Origin of the sequence: Micromonospora ferruginea (assembly GCF_013694245.2) — a bacterium.
GTDB classification, from domain to species: Bacteria; Actinomycetota; Actinomycetes; order Mycobacteriales; family Micromonosporaceae; genus Micromonospora; species Micromonospora robiginosa.
Genome location: NZ_CP059322.2, coordinates 1,086,618 through 1,101,473, shown reverse-complemented (window position 1 = coordinate 1,101,473; position 14,856 = coordinate 1,086,618). Strand labels below are relative to the sequence as shown.

The 14,856-nt window shown below is 75.3% G+C and carries 5 protein-coding genes; all 5 read right to left on the bottom strand.

Annotated elements, in window-relative coordinates; genetic code table 11:
* Positions 1-4: 4 nt before the first annotated feature.
* Genes H1D33_RS04965 through H1D33_RS04945 form a run of 5 tightly spaced genes read right to left on the bottom strand, consistent with a single transcriptional unit; the run spans position 5 to position 14,790 of the window.
* Complete coding sequence (locus H1D33_RS04965; protein ID WP_181569184.1) at positions 5-2,341, bottom strand: acyl-CoA dehydrogenase family protein; 2,337 nt, start codon at positions 2,339-2,341, stop codon at positions 5-7.
* A 4-nt stretch (positions 2,342-2,345) separates the two neighbouring features.
* Positions 2,346-5,372, bottom strand: a complete 3,027-nt coding sequence (locus tag H1D33_RS04960; RefSeq protein WP_220138711.1) for a type I polyketide synthase — start codon at positions 5,370-5,372, stop codon at positions 2,346-2,348.
* Positions 5,353-8,709 (bottom strand): non-ribosomal peptide synthetase, encoded by a 3,357-nt coding sequence (locus tag H1D33_RS04955; RefSeq protein WP_181569185.1) that lies wholly within the window; start codon positions 8,707-8,709, stop codon positions 5,353-5,355. Before H1D33_RS04955 ends, H1D33_RS04960 begins: the two co-directional genes overlap by 20 nt.
* On the bottom strand, positions 8,709-10,250 hold the full coding sequence (gene hutH / locus H1D33_RS04950; RefSeq protein WP_181569186.1) for a histidine ammonia-lyase: 1,542 nt from the start codon (positions 10,248-10,250) through the stop codon (positions 8,709-8,711). Before hutH ends, H1D33_RS04955 begins: the two co-directional genes overlap by 1 nt.
* Before the next feature lie 4 nt (positions 10,251-10,254).
* A complete protein-coding gene (locus tag H1D33_RS04945; protein ID WP_181569187.1) occupies positions 10,255-14,790 on the bottom strand; it encodes a non-ribosomal peptide synthetase in 4,536 nt (1,511 codons plus the stop codon).
* Between the last annotated feature and the right edge of the window lie 66 nt (positions 14,791-14,856).

Genomic DNA, 14,856 nt, shown 5'->3' with positions numbered 1-14,856 from the left:
CCGCTCAGCTCGCCGGGGCCGACCGCATCGCGCCCGGACCGCCGAGCACGACTGTCTCGGCGGCGGCGCGATGGTAGAACCGGCCGATCGCCGCCGCCCGGGTGATGCCGTGGGCGCCGTGCAGTTGCACCCCCTCGGCCGTCACGTCCCGGGCGAGCTGCGCGACGAGGGCGAGCACCGCCGCGCCGCGCGCGGGCTCGGGCACCCGTCCGGCGTCGTGCTCGACGGCACGGGCCCGCACCAGGACCCGGGCGGCGTGCAGCCGGGCGGCCAGCGCCGCCAGCCGGAACGACACGTGCTGGAACGCGGCGATCGGCTGCCCGAACTGCCGCCGGGTCTTGGCGCGGGTGAGCGTCAGGTCGAACGCCTGCGCGGACAGGCCGAGCAGATACCCGCACTGCCGCAGCCGCAGCCGCTCGACGAGTGCCGCGTGGGTCGCCGAACCGACCTCACACAGCACCCCGCCCGGCTCCACGTCCGCCCGCTCGAACGCCACCGCGAAGAGGTCCTCGTGCCCGAGCGCGTCGCGGTGGCGCAACCGCACGCCCGGCTGGTCACGCCGCACGGCGACGAGCACCGGCCCGGCCGGCGTCCACGCCGGCGCCACGAGCACCTCGGCGACGTCGGCGTGCGCCACGAGCGCCACGGTCCCGCTGAGCACGCCGCCGTCGAGCACGAGGGCTGCCTCCTCCGGGGAGGTCGGCTCGGCCGCGGTGACCTCCCCGGCCACCGCGGCCGTGACGGTGCCCCCGGCCACCGCGAGGGCCAGTGGCCAGCCGCTGCCTCCGGTGCCGTCCCTCGCCGCGGCCTCCGCGACGGCGACGGTCGCCAGGTAGGGCCCCCGCACCAGCGCACGGCCGAGTTCCTCGGCCACCACGAGCGACTCGACGACGCCGTGGCCGGCGCCGCCCGCCGTCGGCGGCAGCGTCAACCCGACGCTGCCGCTGCGCACGAGCGCCTGCCAGGCCGCGGCCGGGTCGGTTCGCGGCGCGCCGGCGGACGTGCCCAGCCCGGCCGCGGCGGTCTCGGCGGCGAAGGCGCTACCGACGAAGCGTCGCAGCCGCCGCCGGAACGCGGCGTCGGGATCGTCGAGCGGTAGCGGCGGCGCGTCACCGATCTGCACGCGCAGGTGCCCGGTCGCCACGGCGTACAGCATGATCTCCGACGTGCCGGCGGACAGGGTGAGGCCCGGGCACTCCCGGTACTGCTCGTCGGCGCCCGGGCCGGCGGGCGCGTCCACCACCGCGCCCGCGGCGGCCTCCACGTCCAGCGCGAGGCGGGCGATCGGCCGGCCCAGCTCGGTGTTGTACCACTTGGCGATCGCCGCGCCGGCGCCGTCCAGCTCCCGGCGCGCCTGCTTGCCGATCATCTGCCAGGCGAGGTGGCCGCCCGCCTCGACGCGCGCGTCGAGGACCGCCGAGGCTCCGGCGAACCAGGGTTCCCGGTCGAGGCCGAGCGCGGCCGCGCGGGCGCCGACCGCGTCGAGCCAGTGGCGCATCTTCAGGTGCGCCTCGAAGCCGGTGCGCTCGATGGACAGCGCGGTGTTCAACAGCGGCCACGCCTCGCCCGGCGGGCCGATCACGTGGTCGTCGGGGACGAACACCCCGTCGAGCAGCACCGTGCTGAACGGCGCCTCCCCCAGGTTGGGCTCGGGGCGCACGGTGACGCCGGGGTCGCCCAACGCCACCCAGAACAGGGTGATCCCGGTGTGCGCCGGCGGCGCGGCGTCGCCCGCGCTGTCCGACCCGCCGACGGACCCGCCGGTATCGGCGAGCCGCGCGGCGACGAGCGCGTAGCCGGCGTGCTCGGTGGCCTGGCTGTAGCTCTTGCGGCCGTGCAGGCGGTAGCCGCCCTCCACCCGCTCGGCCCGGCTGGTCAGGGAGGCGAGATCCGAGCCGGTGTCGGGCTCGCTGTACAGCGTGCACGAGGTCAGCTCGCCCGCCGCGAGCGACGGCAGATACGTCCGGTTGACGGCGTCGTTGCCGGCCAGCAACAGGCAGGTGCCGACGTAGCAGATCGAGACGACGAACAGGAGGTCGGGCACGCCGTTGCGGACCAGCTCGCGGTGCACGATCGCGGTCTCGACCGGGCCGAGGCCGAGGCCGCCGTACTCCTGCGGCCAGCCCGGCGCGAGCCAGCCACGGGCACCGAGCAGCCGGTGCAGCGGGCCGAGCGCCTCGCCGCGGGCCGGGCCGTCAGCGGCGGCACGCGCCACGAGCGGCCGCCCGAGCGGCCCGGTGAGCAGCGCGCGGACGCCCTGTTCGAGCGCCAACTGATCCGCGGTGAGGCCGATCTGACCGTCCGACGTGCCCGCCTGACGGGCGGAGGTCGTGGTCGTCACGGCGTCACCGTCCCTCGTCCGCGGTCAGCCGGGCGACCTCGTCGTCGGACAACTCCTCCAGCCGGGCGACGAGTTGCTCCTCGATGTGCTCGGCGAGCCGGGCCACGGTCCGCAGGGCGAACATCTGCTCGACGGTGACGGCGATCCCGAAGCGGTCCTCCAGCCGGGCGGTGAGCTGCGTGGCGAGCAGCGAGTGCCCGCCCAGGTCGAGGAACGAGTCGTGGATCCCGATCGGCTGGGCCCCCAGCAGCTCCGTCCACAGCTCGACGAGCGCCCGCTCCAGGTCGGTGCCCGGCGGTGTCGACACCCGCCCGTCCACCGCCGGAGGCGACGCGGTCGCGGGGGGCACGGCGCCGGGTTCGCCCGGGTACACCGTGGGCGGCCCCGTCGCGCCCGGACGATGCTCGACCCAGTAGCGGCGTCGCTGGAACGGGTATGTCGGCAGCGGCACCCGCCGGCGTCGCGTCGCCGCGTGGTACGCCGCCCAGTCGACCGGCACCCCCGCGCTCCAGAGCCTGGCGAGCGTGTCGGGCACTGCGGCGCCCCCGATGGTGGCCGCGTCCGCCGGCGGCAGCGTGGCCACCACCACCGGCCGGTGCTCACCGTCGTGGCCGGCGGCGAGGACGCCCAGCCCGTCGCCCGGCCCCACCTCCAGCAGCACCCGCGGCCCGTCCGCCAGCAGCGTACGCACGCCGTCGGCGAAGCGGACGGTGCCGCGCAGCTGCCGGGCCCAGTACGCCGGGTCCGTCGCCTCGTCCTCGCCGATCCAGCCGCCGGTCACGTTGGACACGTACGGCAGCTTCGGTGCCCGTCGCGGCACCGCCGCCACGATCGCGGTGAACGCGTCGAGCACCGGGTCGAGCACCGGCGAGTGGAACGCGTGCGAGGTGTGCAGCAGTCTCGTCGGTACCCCGCGAGCGGCGAGCGTGGCCGCGCGGGCAGCCACGGCCTCCACCGGTCCGGACAGCACGCCGACGCGCGGGCCGTTCACCGCGGCGACCGCCAGCCCGTCGCCGTCCTCGACCAGCTCGTCGAGTTCCGCGACCGGAAGCGGCACGCCGAGCATCGCGCCGCGCGGCAGTTCGGACACGAGCCGCCCTCGGGCCGCGACGAGTTCGAGGGCGTCCTCGAGGTCGAAGACGCCGGCCAGGCAGGCGGCGACGTACTCGCCGATGCTGTGCCCGATCATCGCCTCGGGCCGGACGCCCCACGACATCCACAGCCGGGCCAGCGCGTACTCGACGACGAACAGCGCCGGCTGGGCCAGGGCCGTGTCCCGCAGGTCCCCGGCACCTCGCAGCAGCGTGTCGCGCAGGTCGACACCCAGCGGTTTCCGCAGCCGGCCGGCGCACTCGTCGACGACCTGGCGCACGAGCGGCTCCCGCGCATACAGGCCGGCGGCCATGCCGGCGCGCTGCGCTCCCTGGCCGGGGAACATGAACACCACGCCGCGGTCGGTGTCGGGCACCGGCTGGACCCCGGCGTCCGGCTCGGCGAGCGCGGCGCGTACGACCGCGGCGGACTCCCCCACCACCGCTCGGCGGTACCGCAAGGCCCGACGGCCGACCTGCAACGTGTAGGCGACGTCGGCGAGCGGCTGCTCGGGCGCGGAGGCCAGGTGCTCGGCGAGACGCCGCGAGGCTTCGGCGAGCGCGGCGGGCGACGCCGCCGACACCAGGAACACCTGCCGGTCCGGCGAGTCGGGGCCGGGCGGCGGGGCCGACGGCGGCTCCTGGAGCACCACGTGCGCGTTGGTGCCGCCCATGCCGAACGAGCTGACCCCGGCGCGGCGGGGACCGGCGCGGTCGGGCCAGGTGCGCGTGCGCGGGTGCACGGTGAAACCCGACTCGGCCAGCCGGGCCCGCGGATTGGGCCGCTCGAAGTGCAGCGTGCCGGGCACGACGCCCTCCCGCAGCGCGAGCACGGTCTTGATGAGCCCGGCGACCCCGGCCGCCGCGTCGAGGTGGCCGATGTTGGTCTTCACCGAACCGAGCAGGCACTCCGCGGCGGCCCCGTCTCGGTCCATCGCCTCGGCGAGCGCGGCGACCTCGATGGGGTCGCCGAGACCCGTACCCGTGCCGTGCGCCTCCACGTAGCCGACGGAGCCGGGCGCCACCCCCGCCGCGTCGAGCGCCTCGGCGATCACGTCGGCCTGGCCCCGAGCGCTGGGCGCGGTGTAGCCGGACTTGCCGGCGCCGTCGTTGTTCACCGCGGAGCCGAGGATCACCGCGTGCACCGTGTCCCCGTCGGCGAGCGCGTCGGCGAGCCGCTTGAGCATCACCACGCCCGCGCCGTTGCCGGCGACGGTGCCACGGGCCTCCGCGTCGAAGGCCCGGCAGTGCCCGTCCGGCGACATGATGCCCTGCGGCTCGTACCGGTAGCCGCTCACCTGCGGCAGGCTCACCGCCACGCCGCCGGCCAGCGCCATGTCGCATTCGCGCGCCAGCAGCGCCTGGGTGGCGACGTGCACGGCGACCAGGGACGTGGAGCAGGCCGTCTGCACCGTGACCGCGGGTCCGCGCAGGTCGAGCTGGTGCGCGACCCGGGTGGTGAGGTGGTCCTTGTCGTTGGCCAGCAGGATGCGGTAGCCGCCGACGGAGGCGACCAGCGCCGGGTCCGCGAGCAGGGCCAGCAGGTACGTGCTGATCGCCGACCCGGCGTAGACGCCGACGTGGCCCTCGTAGCGGCTGGTGTCGTACCCGGCGTGCTCAACGGCCTCCCACGCGCATTCCAGGAAGACGCGGTGCTGCGGGTCGAGGATCTCCGCGTCGCGGACACCGAAGCCGAAGAAGGCGGCGTCGAACAGCTCCACGTCGTCGACCACGGCTCGGGCCGGGACGTACGCCGGGTCACGCAGCTCGGCATCGGCGACGCCCGCGGCCCGCAGTTGCGCCGCGGAGAAGAACGTCACCGCCTCCCGACCCTCGCACAGGTTGCGCCACAGCTCGTCGACCGACCTGGCGCCGGGGAACCGGCCGGCCATGCCGATCACCGCGACCGCGGTGTCCTGCTCATCGCCGGATGTCGTCACGTGTCTCCTCACTTCCCGTGTCAGGGGCGTGCCGGGTGAGCGCCGCGCGCCGCCGCGCGCCGCGACCGCGGGCCCGGCGCAGGTCGGCGTCGTCCTGCTGCCCGCCGCCCGCCCGCCGCGCGAGGGTGCGCACGGTGGGGTACTGGAACAGGTCGATGACCTCGACGGGGATCGACGCGTCGCGGATGCGCCGATGGGCCTGGACGGCGAGCACGGAGTGCCCGCCGAGCTCGAAGAAGTTGTCGTCGATGCCGATGCGTGAGGCGCCGAGCAGCTCGGCGAAGACGGCGGCGAGTGTGCGTTCGGTGCCGGTGCGCGGCGCGGTGTAGTCGGCCGTCCGGGCCTCGTCGGCAGCCGGCGGAGCGGGCAGCGCCCGACGGTTGAGCTTGCCGCTGGTGGTGCGGGGCAGCTCGGGGATGGCGGCGACCGCGGCGGGCAGCATGTACTCCGGCAGCCGGCCCCGTAGGAAGTCACGCAGCTCGCCGGGCGCGGGGGGCCCGCCGTCGCCGGCCGCGACGACGTAGGCGACGAGCCGCTGGTCGGCGGCGGTCCCGGCGAGCGCGACGACCGCCTCGGCGACGGCCGGATGCTCGCGCAAGGCCGCCTCGACCTCGCCGAGCTCGACCCGGAACCCGCGGATCTTCACCTGGTCGTCGGCGCGGCCGAGATACTCCAGGTCGCCGTCCGCGCCCCGGCGCACCAGGTCCCCCGTGCGGTAGCAGCGCATCGGCGAGCCCAGCGGGTCGGCGACGAACCGCTCGGCAGTCAGCTCGTCGCGGCGCAGGTAGCCCAGTCCCACGCACTCACCCCCGACGAGCAGTTCGCCGGGCACGCCGAGCGGCACCGGCCGCAGCTCGTCGTCGACGACGAGAAGCCGCACACCGGGCAGCGGGCCGCCGACGTAGCTGCGCGGGGAGCCGGTCTCCGACGCGCGCACGAGCCGTTCGGTCGAGTGGACGGTGGTCTCGGTGGCGCCCAGCAGGTTCACCACCCGCGGATGGGTGTCGGGGCGGCGGGCGAACCAGGGTTCGAGGCGGCGGAAGTCGAGCCGTTCGCCGGCCAGGGTCACCAGCCGCAGCCGGGTCAGCGCCGCGTCCGGCGGCTGCGCGGAGACGAGGCTCTGGAAGGCGGTCGGTGTCTGGCTGAGCACCGTGACGCCCTCGCGGTCCAGCAGCCGCCACAGCGCGTCCGGGTCGCGGCTCACCGGGTGCGGCACGATCACCAGCCGGCCGCCGTGCAGCAGCGCGCCGAACAGCTCCCACACCGACACGTCGAAGGTGTACGCGTGCGACATCGTCCACACGTCGTCGGCGCCGACGCCGAAGCGCTCCCGGGCGGCACGCATGAGCCAGCCGACGGTCCGGTGCGGGATCCGCACCCCCTTCGGGATCCCGGTGGAGCCGGAGGTGTAGATGACGTACGCGAGGTCGTCGCCGTCGCCGGGCTCCAGCGGCAGCGGCGCGTGGTCGGGCTCCTCGATGGCGTCGACGAGCAGCACCTCGGTGCCCGGCCGGGCCGGTGTGTCCGCGGCGAGGCCGCGGTGGGTCAGCAGCAGCGGCGCGGCCGTGTCGTCGAGGATGTGCCGCAGCCGCTGCGGCGGGGCCTGCGGGTCGGTGGGCACGTAGGCGCCGCCGGCCCGCAGCACGGCGAGGACCGCCACCACCAGATCGGTGCCGCGCCCGAGCCGTAGCGCCACCGGCGTGCCTCGGGACACGCCGGCGTGGCGCAGCCGGGCGGCGAGCCGGTCGACCCGAGCGGCCAGCGCCGCGTAGGTGAGCCGCTCGTCGCCGTCGACCACCGCGACCGCGTCCGGGGTGCGCGCCACCTGCGCGGCGAACGCCTCGTGCAGCGTCGCGTCGTTCGGGCGCGGCAGGGTCGGCGGGTGCCAGTCGCGCAGGACCGCCGCCCGCTCCCCGGGGTCCATCAACCGCAGCGCCCCGATCGGGCGGTCCGGGTCGGCGACCGCGTCGGCGAGCAGCGTGGTGAGGTGCCCGGCGAGGCGCGCCACGGTCGGCGCGTCGAACAGGTCGGTGCGGTACTCCAGGTGCCCGCGCAGCGCGCCGCCGGTCTCGACGAACGCGAGTGTGAGGTCGAACTTGGCGCTGTGGTGCAGACCCGCCACCGGCGCGATCGACAGTCCGCGTGGCGCGGGTGGCTCGTCCGGCAGGTTGTGCAGCGCGAACATCACCTGGAACAGCGGGGCGCGGCGCGCGTCGGGGGCGGTCCGCACCGTCTGCACGATGCGCTCGAACGGCACGTCCTGGTGCTCCAGGGCCGGTATCACGCCGTCGCGGACCTGGTCCACGAGCGTGCGGAAGGTCGGCCGGCCGGACAGGTCGGCGCGCAGCGGCACCGTGTTGACGAAGAACCCGACGAGCCCTTCCGTCGCGCTGCTGGGGCGGTTGAGCACCGGCGTGCCGACGACGACGTCGTCCTGCCCGCTCCACCGGGACAGCACCACGTCGAACGCGGCGAGCAGCACCATGAACGGTGTGGCCCGCTGGGCCGCGGCGAGGGCACGCACGCCGTCGAGCACCGCCGGGTCGACGGCGAACACGTGCTCGGCGCCGTCATGACCGGCGACCGGGGGGAACGGCCGGTCGGTCGGCAGTTCCAGCTCGGTCGGCGCGCCCGCGAGCGAGCGCACCCAGAACGCGAGCCGTTCCCGCTCGCCCGGCCCGTCCACGCGCTGCCGGCGGGCGTAGTCGGCGTATTGGGCGGACAGCGGTGGCAGCGGCGCGCGGCCGCCGGCATCGTAGTGCGCGACGAGCTCGGCCAGCAGCAGGCGCAGCGACCAGCCGTCGGTGACCACGTGATGCAGGACCAGCGCGAGGACGTGCTCGCCGGCGTCGAGGCGGGCGAGGTGGGCCCGCAGCAGCGGCGCCCGGGCGAGGTCGAACGGCTGGCGGGCCAGCGCCCGGATGCGCTCGGTCGCGGCGGCCTCCCGCCGGGCGGCCGGCAGGTGCTCCCACGACTCGACGCGCAGCGGCGCGGCGGCGTCGGCGGCGACCACCTGCACCGGGCGGGGGCCGTCGAGCCGGATCGCCGTGCGCAGCACGTCGTGGCGGCGAACCACCTGCGCGAGGGCGGCGTCGAGCCGGTCGGCGTCGAGCGGGCCGCGCAGGGACACCGCGAACAGCTCGTTGTAGGCGGCCGTCCCCGGGTGCATCTGCTCCAGCAGCCACAGCCGCTCCTGCTGGTACGACAGCGGCGCCGGCCCGTCGGCGACCGGGGCCGCCGGCGACGTGTCGCCGCCGAGCCGCTCGCGCAGCAGCGCCTCGGCGAGCGCGCGCAGCGCAGCGTCGTCCGGCCCGGCGGCTCCGCCCGGCGCCGTCATCAGGCGAGCACCTGCGCCCAGGCCGACCGGTGCTGCCGCACATACTGTCGCGCCAGCTCGATGTCGATCGACTGCTGCCGGTCCTCGGCGAGGAACGGCACGACGGTACGGAAGTCGTCGAACACCGCGCGGGTGCGCTCCGACAGCCGCAGCCCCTCGTTGAGGTCCACCGCCTGCGCCGCGGTGAGCAGCTCGATCGCCAGCACGTACTCACAGTTGCCGATGATCTGGTCGAGCTTGTAGGCGCTGGTCGAGCCCATGCTGACGTGGTCCTCCTGCAACTGGCAGGTAGGGATGGTGTCGATGCTCGCCGGGGTGGCGAGCACCTTGTTCTCGTTCACCAGCGCCGCTGAGGTGTACTGCGGAATCATCAGCCCGGAGTCGAGGCCCGGCCGCGGCACGAGGTAGTCGGGCAGGCCGTGCTGGCCAGACAGCAACTGGTAGGTGCGTCGTTCCGCGATGTTGGCCAGCTCGCTCATCGCGATGGCCAGGAAGTCCAGCGCGAACGCGGTCGACTGGCCGTGCAGGTTGCCCCCCAGGATCACCCGGTCGTGCTCCGGGAAGAACAGCGGGTTGTCCGAGACGCTGTTGCACTCCTGCTCGATGACGGTGCGGGCATGTCCGTACGTCTGCCGGACCGCGGCGTGCACCTGCGGCACGCAGCGGAACGAGTACGGGTCCTCCCGGGCGACGTTGGCGCCCGGCAGGGTCGGGTGGTTGCTGCCGTCCAGCAGCGCACGCAGGTTGGCCGCGACGACGCCGCGCTCGGGGTGCAGGCAGGTGTCGTGCAGGATCTGCTGGTAGAAGGTGTCGGCACAGCTGAACGCCTGGATGCTCAGCGACGCGATGAGGTCGGCGGCGCGGATGAGCTCCCCGCAGCGCACGATCGAGTCGGCGGCGAGGGCGTTGATGTACTGCACGCCGTTGGTGAGCGCGAGACCCTCCTTCGGCCGCAGCCGCAGCGGCTGCCAGCCCCGCTCGGCGAGGACCTCGTGGGCGTCCATGACCGCGCCACCGACGTGCACCCGGCCCAAGCCGATGATCGGCAGCGCCAGGTGAGCCAGCGGCGCGAGATCGCCGCTGGCGCCGACGGACCCCTTCTTCGGCACGGCGGGGATGACGTCGGCGTTCCACATGTCGAGCATCCGGCCGACGACGTCGAGGGAGATTCCGCAGTAGCCCGCGCGGAAGGTCAGCAACTTCACGAGCATCATCAACCGCGAGACGCGCTCGGGCACGACGTCGCCGACGCCACAGGCGTGCGACACGAGATGCTTGTGTTGCAGGTCCGACATGTGCTCGGGTGAGATCCGGGTCGTGCACAGCGAGCCGAAGCCGGTGTTGACGCCGTAGATGTGCCGGTCCTGACCGGAGATCTGGGCGATGTATCGCGCGCCCTCACCGATCTTCTTGGCGACGTCGGGCGCCAGCGCGAGCCGGGGCCGCCTGGTCGCGATCTGGTACAGCTCCTCCAGCGTGTACCGCTCGGCGGTGATCTCCACCGTCTCACGCGCGGTGTCGATGGGGTCGGCGTGTGTCATGTCGTTACGGCTCCCGTGGCTCGGCAGGTACTCCGCCCGCCTGATGGCGGGCGAGCAGGGCACGCAGTTGCTCCGGCGGCAGCTCGCGCAGCTCGCGCTCGAGCCGCGCCACCTCGGCCTCGTAGCCGCCCGTCCGGTCGGCGGCCGCCGCGGCAGCCGCCACGGTGGGTTCGGTGAGCAGCGATTGCAGGGAGAGTTCCAGCCCGAGCGCCTCGCGGGCCCGGTTGACCAGGCGGGCCGCCTGCAACGAGTTACCGCCCAGCGCGAAGAAGTCGTCGTGGACCCCGACGCGCTCGACGCCGAGCACCTGGGCGACGAGGCCGGCGAGCTGCCGCTCCAGGAAGGTCCGCGGCGCCACGTGGGCGGCGCCGGTGTCCGGTCGCGTGGGCGGATCGGGCAGCGCGGCCCGGTCGATCTTTCCGTTGGCGGTGCGGGGCAGGGCCGGCAGGGCGACCACGTCGGCCGGCACCATGTGGGTGGGCACACTGTCGCGAAGGACGTCGCGCAGGTCGGCCGGTGCGGCGCCGTCGTCGGTGACGACGTAGGCGACGAGCCGTCCAGGGTCGTAGGGACCGGATCCTCCGCGCACGGCCGCCACGCACTGGCGCACGTCCGGGTGCCGGGCGACGGCTGCCTCGACCTCCTCCAACTCCAGCCGGATGCCGGAGATCTTCACCTGGTTGTCGAGACGTCCGGCGAATTCGAGCGCGAGGTCGCCCGGGCGTAGCCGGGCCAGGTCACCGGTGCGGTACAGCACGCCGGGCACCTCCGGCAGCACGCCGGTCACGAACCGCTGCGCGGTTTGTGCCTCGTCGCCGCGGTACCCGGGTGCCAGGTAGGAGCTGTGCACGCAGACCTCGCCGGTGGCGCCGGGCGGGCACAGCTCCCCGGCGGGGTCGAGCACCACGACCTGACGTCCGTCGATCGGGTGGCCGATCGGCACCACCGCCGTGTCGGGCAGGTCGGTCACGACCTGGTAGGTCGCGGCGACGACCTCCGTCGGGCCGTAGACGTTGACCAGCCGCACCGCCGGGCCGAGGCGGTGCCGGGCCCGCCGGACGAGCTCGGTGTGCAGGGCCTCCCCGACGAACAGCACCGTACGCAGCTCGGGCAGGGGGCCGGCGGCGGCGAGCATCTCGCGGAACAACGCCGGGATCACCTGCAGCACGCTGACGCGGTCACGGGCCAGCCACGCGGCGAGCGCGACCGGATCACCGTGCCCACCGGCCGGTCGCAGGCACAGGGTGGCACCGTGGCACAGCGCGCCGAAGATCTCGCAGTACGCCACGTCGAACGGCATCGGCGCGAGCTGACCCATCCGCGCGCCGGGCCCGACGTCGAACGCCGTGCTCTGCCACTGCGCGAACTGGGCCAGGTCACGGTGCGCGTGGGGGATCGCCTTGGGCCGGCCGGTGGAACCGGAGGTGAAGGCGAGGTAGGCGAGGTCGTTCGGGGTCACGGTCCGTCCCGGCGCGGTGGCCGGCTCCGAACCGGTGTCGAGGACCGGTCCGCGCCACGGTTCCGGCACGGGTTCCCGCTCGGATGCGCCGCCATCGTCGAGCACCACCGTCGCGGATCCGCCGTGGCGGGCCGCGGCGGCCCGGTCCATCAGCACGGCGGCCGGCGCGGTGCGTCGCAGGACAGCGTCGAGCCGGGCGGGTGGTTGGGCCGGGTCGAGGCAGGCGAACGCCGCGCCCGCCTTGAGCACACCGAGCAGTGCCGCGACCGCGAGCGGGCCGTTCTCCGCCACCACCGCGACCACTCCCCCGGACGGAACGCCGAGCCGCACCAGCGCGTGGCCGATCTGGTTGCTCCATCGGTCGAGCTCGCCGTAGCGCACCGCCCGGGCGCCGTGCAGCAGCGCGATGCGTTCCGGGTCGGCGGCGGCGTGCGTCGCGAACCGCCCGTGCAGCGTGGCGTCGGGACCGGTCGCGGCGAGGCGGTCCCCGGCGCGCAGCAGCGCCGCCCGTTCGGCGCCGACCACGACGGCGGCACGCCGTACCGGCCGGTCCGGCGTGGCGCACAGCCGATCGAGCAGTGCGGCGAACCGGCCGGCGAGCTGTTCGGCCGCGTCCGGCTCGAACTGCTGCGCGCGGAACGCGAAGACGAGGTCGACACCGTCCGCCGCGTCGCGCGCGGTGACCGTCAGCTCGGCCTCGGCGGCGCCTGTCACGTCGACGCCGACACCTCCGGTCGCCGGATCGGCTGGGACGGCCGGTCGGTGCCGGAACACGATGCGCGCGGCGGCGGGGGTCGCCTCCGATCCCGCGTGTGCCCGGGCCTCGGCCAGCGCCGCCTCGACCGCGGTGAGCACCTCGGGCAGGCCGGCGTCGCCCGCTTCGACCGGCACCGGCAGCAGTTCGGCGCGGGTGCCCACCTCGATGTGCGGGTCGGGTGCTCCGGGCGGCGCGACTTCGACGCCGATCCACGTCTCGGTGCGTCCGGTGTGCCGTGCGAGTAGCAGACCGAGCACGGTGAGCAGGCCGGTACGACGGCTCACGGCGGCGGCGGCGCACACGGCGTCGAGGCGGGCGGTGGCCGCCGCGTCCAGCCGGACCCGCACGTCCCGGGTGGCGGTGTCCGCCGCTGTCGCCGGAGCGCGGCCGGCCAGGACCAACGGCTCGGCCGCCGCGGCGTGCCGGTGGCTCCAGAGCGCCTCGGCGGCTTCGTCACGCCGAGCGGCGCGGCGCCGGCACCACAGCGCCCAGTCGAGATGCCCGGGAGCCAGTTCCCACCGATCCTCGGGTTCGGTGGCGGGGTCGTCGGCGGCGAGGTCGCGGCAGAGCCGGTCGACGCCGTCGTCGTCGACCACCGCGCGGTGCGCGGCGATGACGAGCACGGACCGGCCGGCCGGCTCGACCAGGGTCACCTCGACGCCGCACCGGTCGAGGTGGGGCACGGCGGCGCGGGCCCGCTCGACGGCGCCCCGGATCGGGTCGCCGTCCCCCGCCGTCGACGCCACCCGAAGCTCCGGCCCCCCGTCGGGTCGCAGGGACTGGGTGCGGCCGTCGGGCGCGATGCCGACGCGCAGCATCTCGTGCCGCCGCGCCAGCCGCTCCACGGCCGTCCGCACCTGGGCGGCGGGCCGCGCCGGGCGCAACTCGACGACCCGAACGATCTTCGCCGCCGGGTCACCGGGGCGGGCGAGCTCGGCGGCGTGCCAGCGGCGCTGCGCCGTGGCGAGCGGAAACGGCGCGTCCCGCGCGAAGCGCCCCGGCGACGGCTCGGGGCGGGCGAGGCGGGCCAGCGGCAGGTCCGGATCGCGGGCCAGGCGACGCACCAGCTCGGCGAAGTCCGTGGCGAGCGCGACGACGGTGTCGGGTCGCAGCACCGCCGTGTCGTACTGCAGCATGCATTGCGCACCGTCCGCCGACGGCGTCACGAAGACCGACAGATCGTGCTGCGCGGCGTCGACGTCGACCGGGAAGGCCGAGATCCGGAGACCTTCGCCGAGGTCAAGCGGCGGGGCGCGGAAGTTCTGCACGGCCAACGCCACGTGGTAGGGCGCCCGCCGGGCGGCGGTGCGCTCCACCACGTGCTGCAGTGGCGCGTGCTGGTGGGCGAGCGCGCCCGTGGTCGCCGCGCGGGCCCGCCCGAGCAACTGCCGCAGGGTGGGGTCGCCGGACAGGTCGCCGCGCAGCACCACGACGTTGATGAACGGTCCGATGAGCGCGTCGAGCCGCTCGTCCGACCGCCCGGCGGTGGGGCTGCCGACACGCGGTTCGGTCTGTCCGCCGCGCCGCCACAGCAACGCCTGCAGCACCACGAGGTACGCCATGAACTCGGTCGCCTGCTCCTCGGCGGCGAGCGTGCGCAGCGCCCGTACGTCACTCGCCGGCAGTTGGAAGCGGTGGGTGGCCCCGCGCAGCAGGGGTCGGGACGGTCGCGGAAAATCGGCTGGCAGCGGTGGGGGCGGGGGGTCACCGGCGAGCTGACCCGCCCAGTACGCCAGGTCCTCGTCGAACGCGCCGGCGGCGAACGCCTCGCGCTGCCAGGCGGCGTAGTCACGGTACTGCAGCGCGAGCCCGGGAAGCCGGGCCGGTCGGTCCTGGCGGTGCGCCGCGTAGAGCTCGGCGAGCTCGGCCAGGAACACGCCGAACGACCAGCCGTCGAACACCGCGTGGTGCGCGACGAGCACCAGCCGGTGGCGTGACGGCGACCGACGCAGGAGCAGCATCCGCAGCAGCGGGCCGGCGCGGTAGTCGAACGGTTTGTCAGCCGCGGCCCTGGTCAGTTCGTCGAGCCGCGCCGCCGGCACGTCGCGGGCGACCAACCGCGGCCCGACCGGGTCCACCGGCCCGAGGCACAGCGCTCCGTCGACCACGGCGAACCGCGTGCGCAGCAGTTCGTGTCGCCGCACGACCTCGTGTAGCGCCGCGGCGAGCGCGCCCTCGTCGAGCGGCCCGTCGACGTCCACGCCGAAGGCGAGATTGTGCAGGGCCGAGTCGGGCCGCAACTGGTCGACGAACCAGAACCGCTCCTGCGCAAATGACGCCGCGACGGTGTCCGATAATGGCCGACGCGCGAGTTCAGGGCGCACCGAAATGCCTCCTACCCGGTCGATTTCCCGGCCAAGCTAGCACGGCACACCGCGTGCCAGTGCGGG

Coding starts and splice junctions, on each gene's coding strand:
- H1D33_RS04955 (WP_181569185.1), bottom strand. CDS start 8,709: ATGACGGCGCCGGGCGGAGCCGCCGGGCCGGACGACGCTGCGCTGCGC.
- hutH (WP_181569186.1), bottom strand. CDS start 10,250: ATGACACACGCCGACCCCATCGACACCGCGCGTGAGACGGTGGAGATC.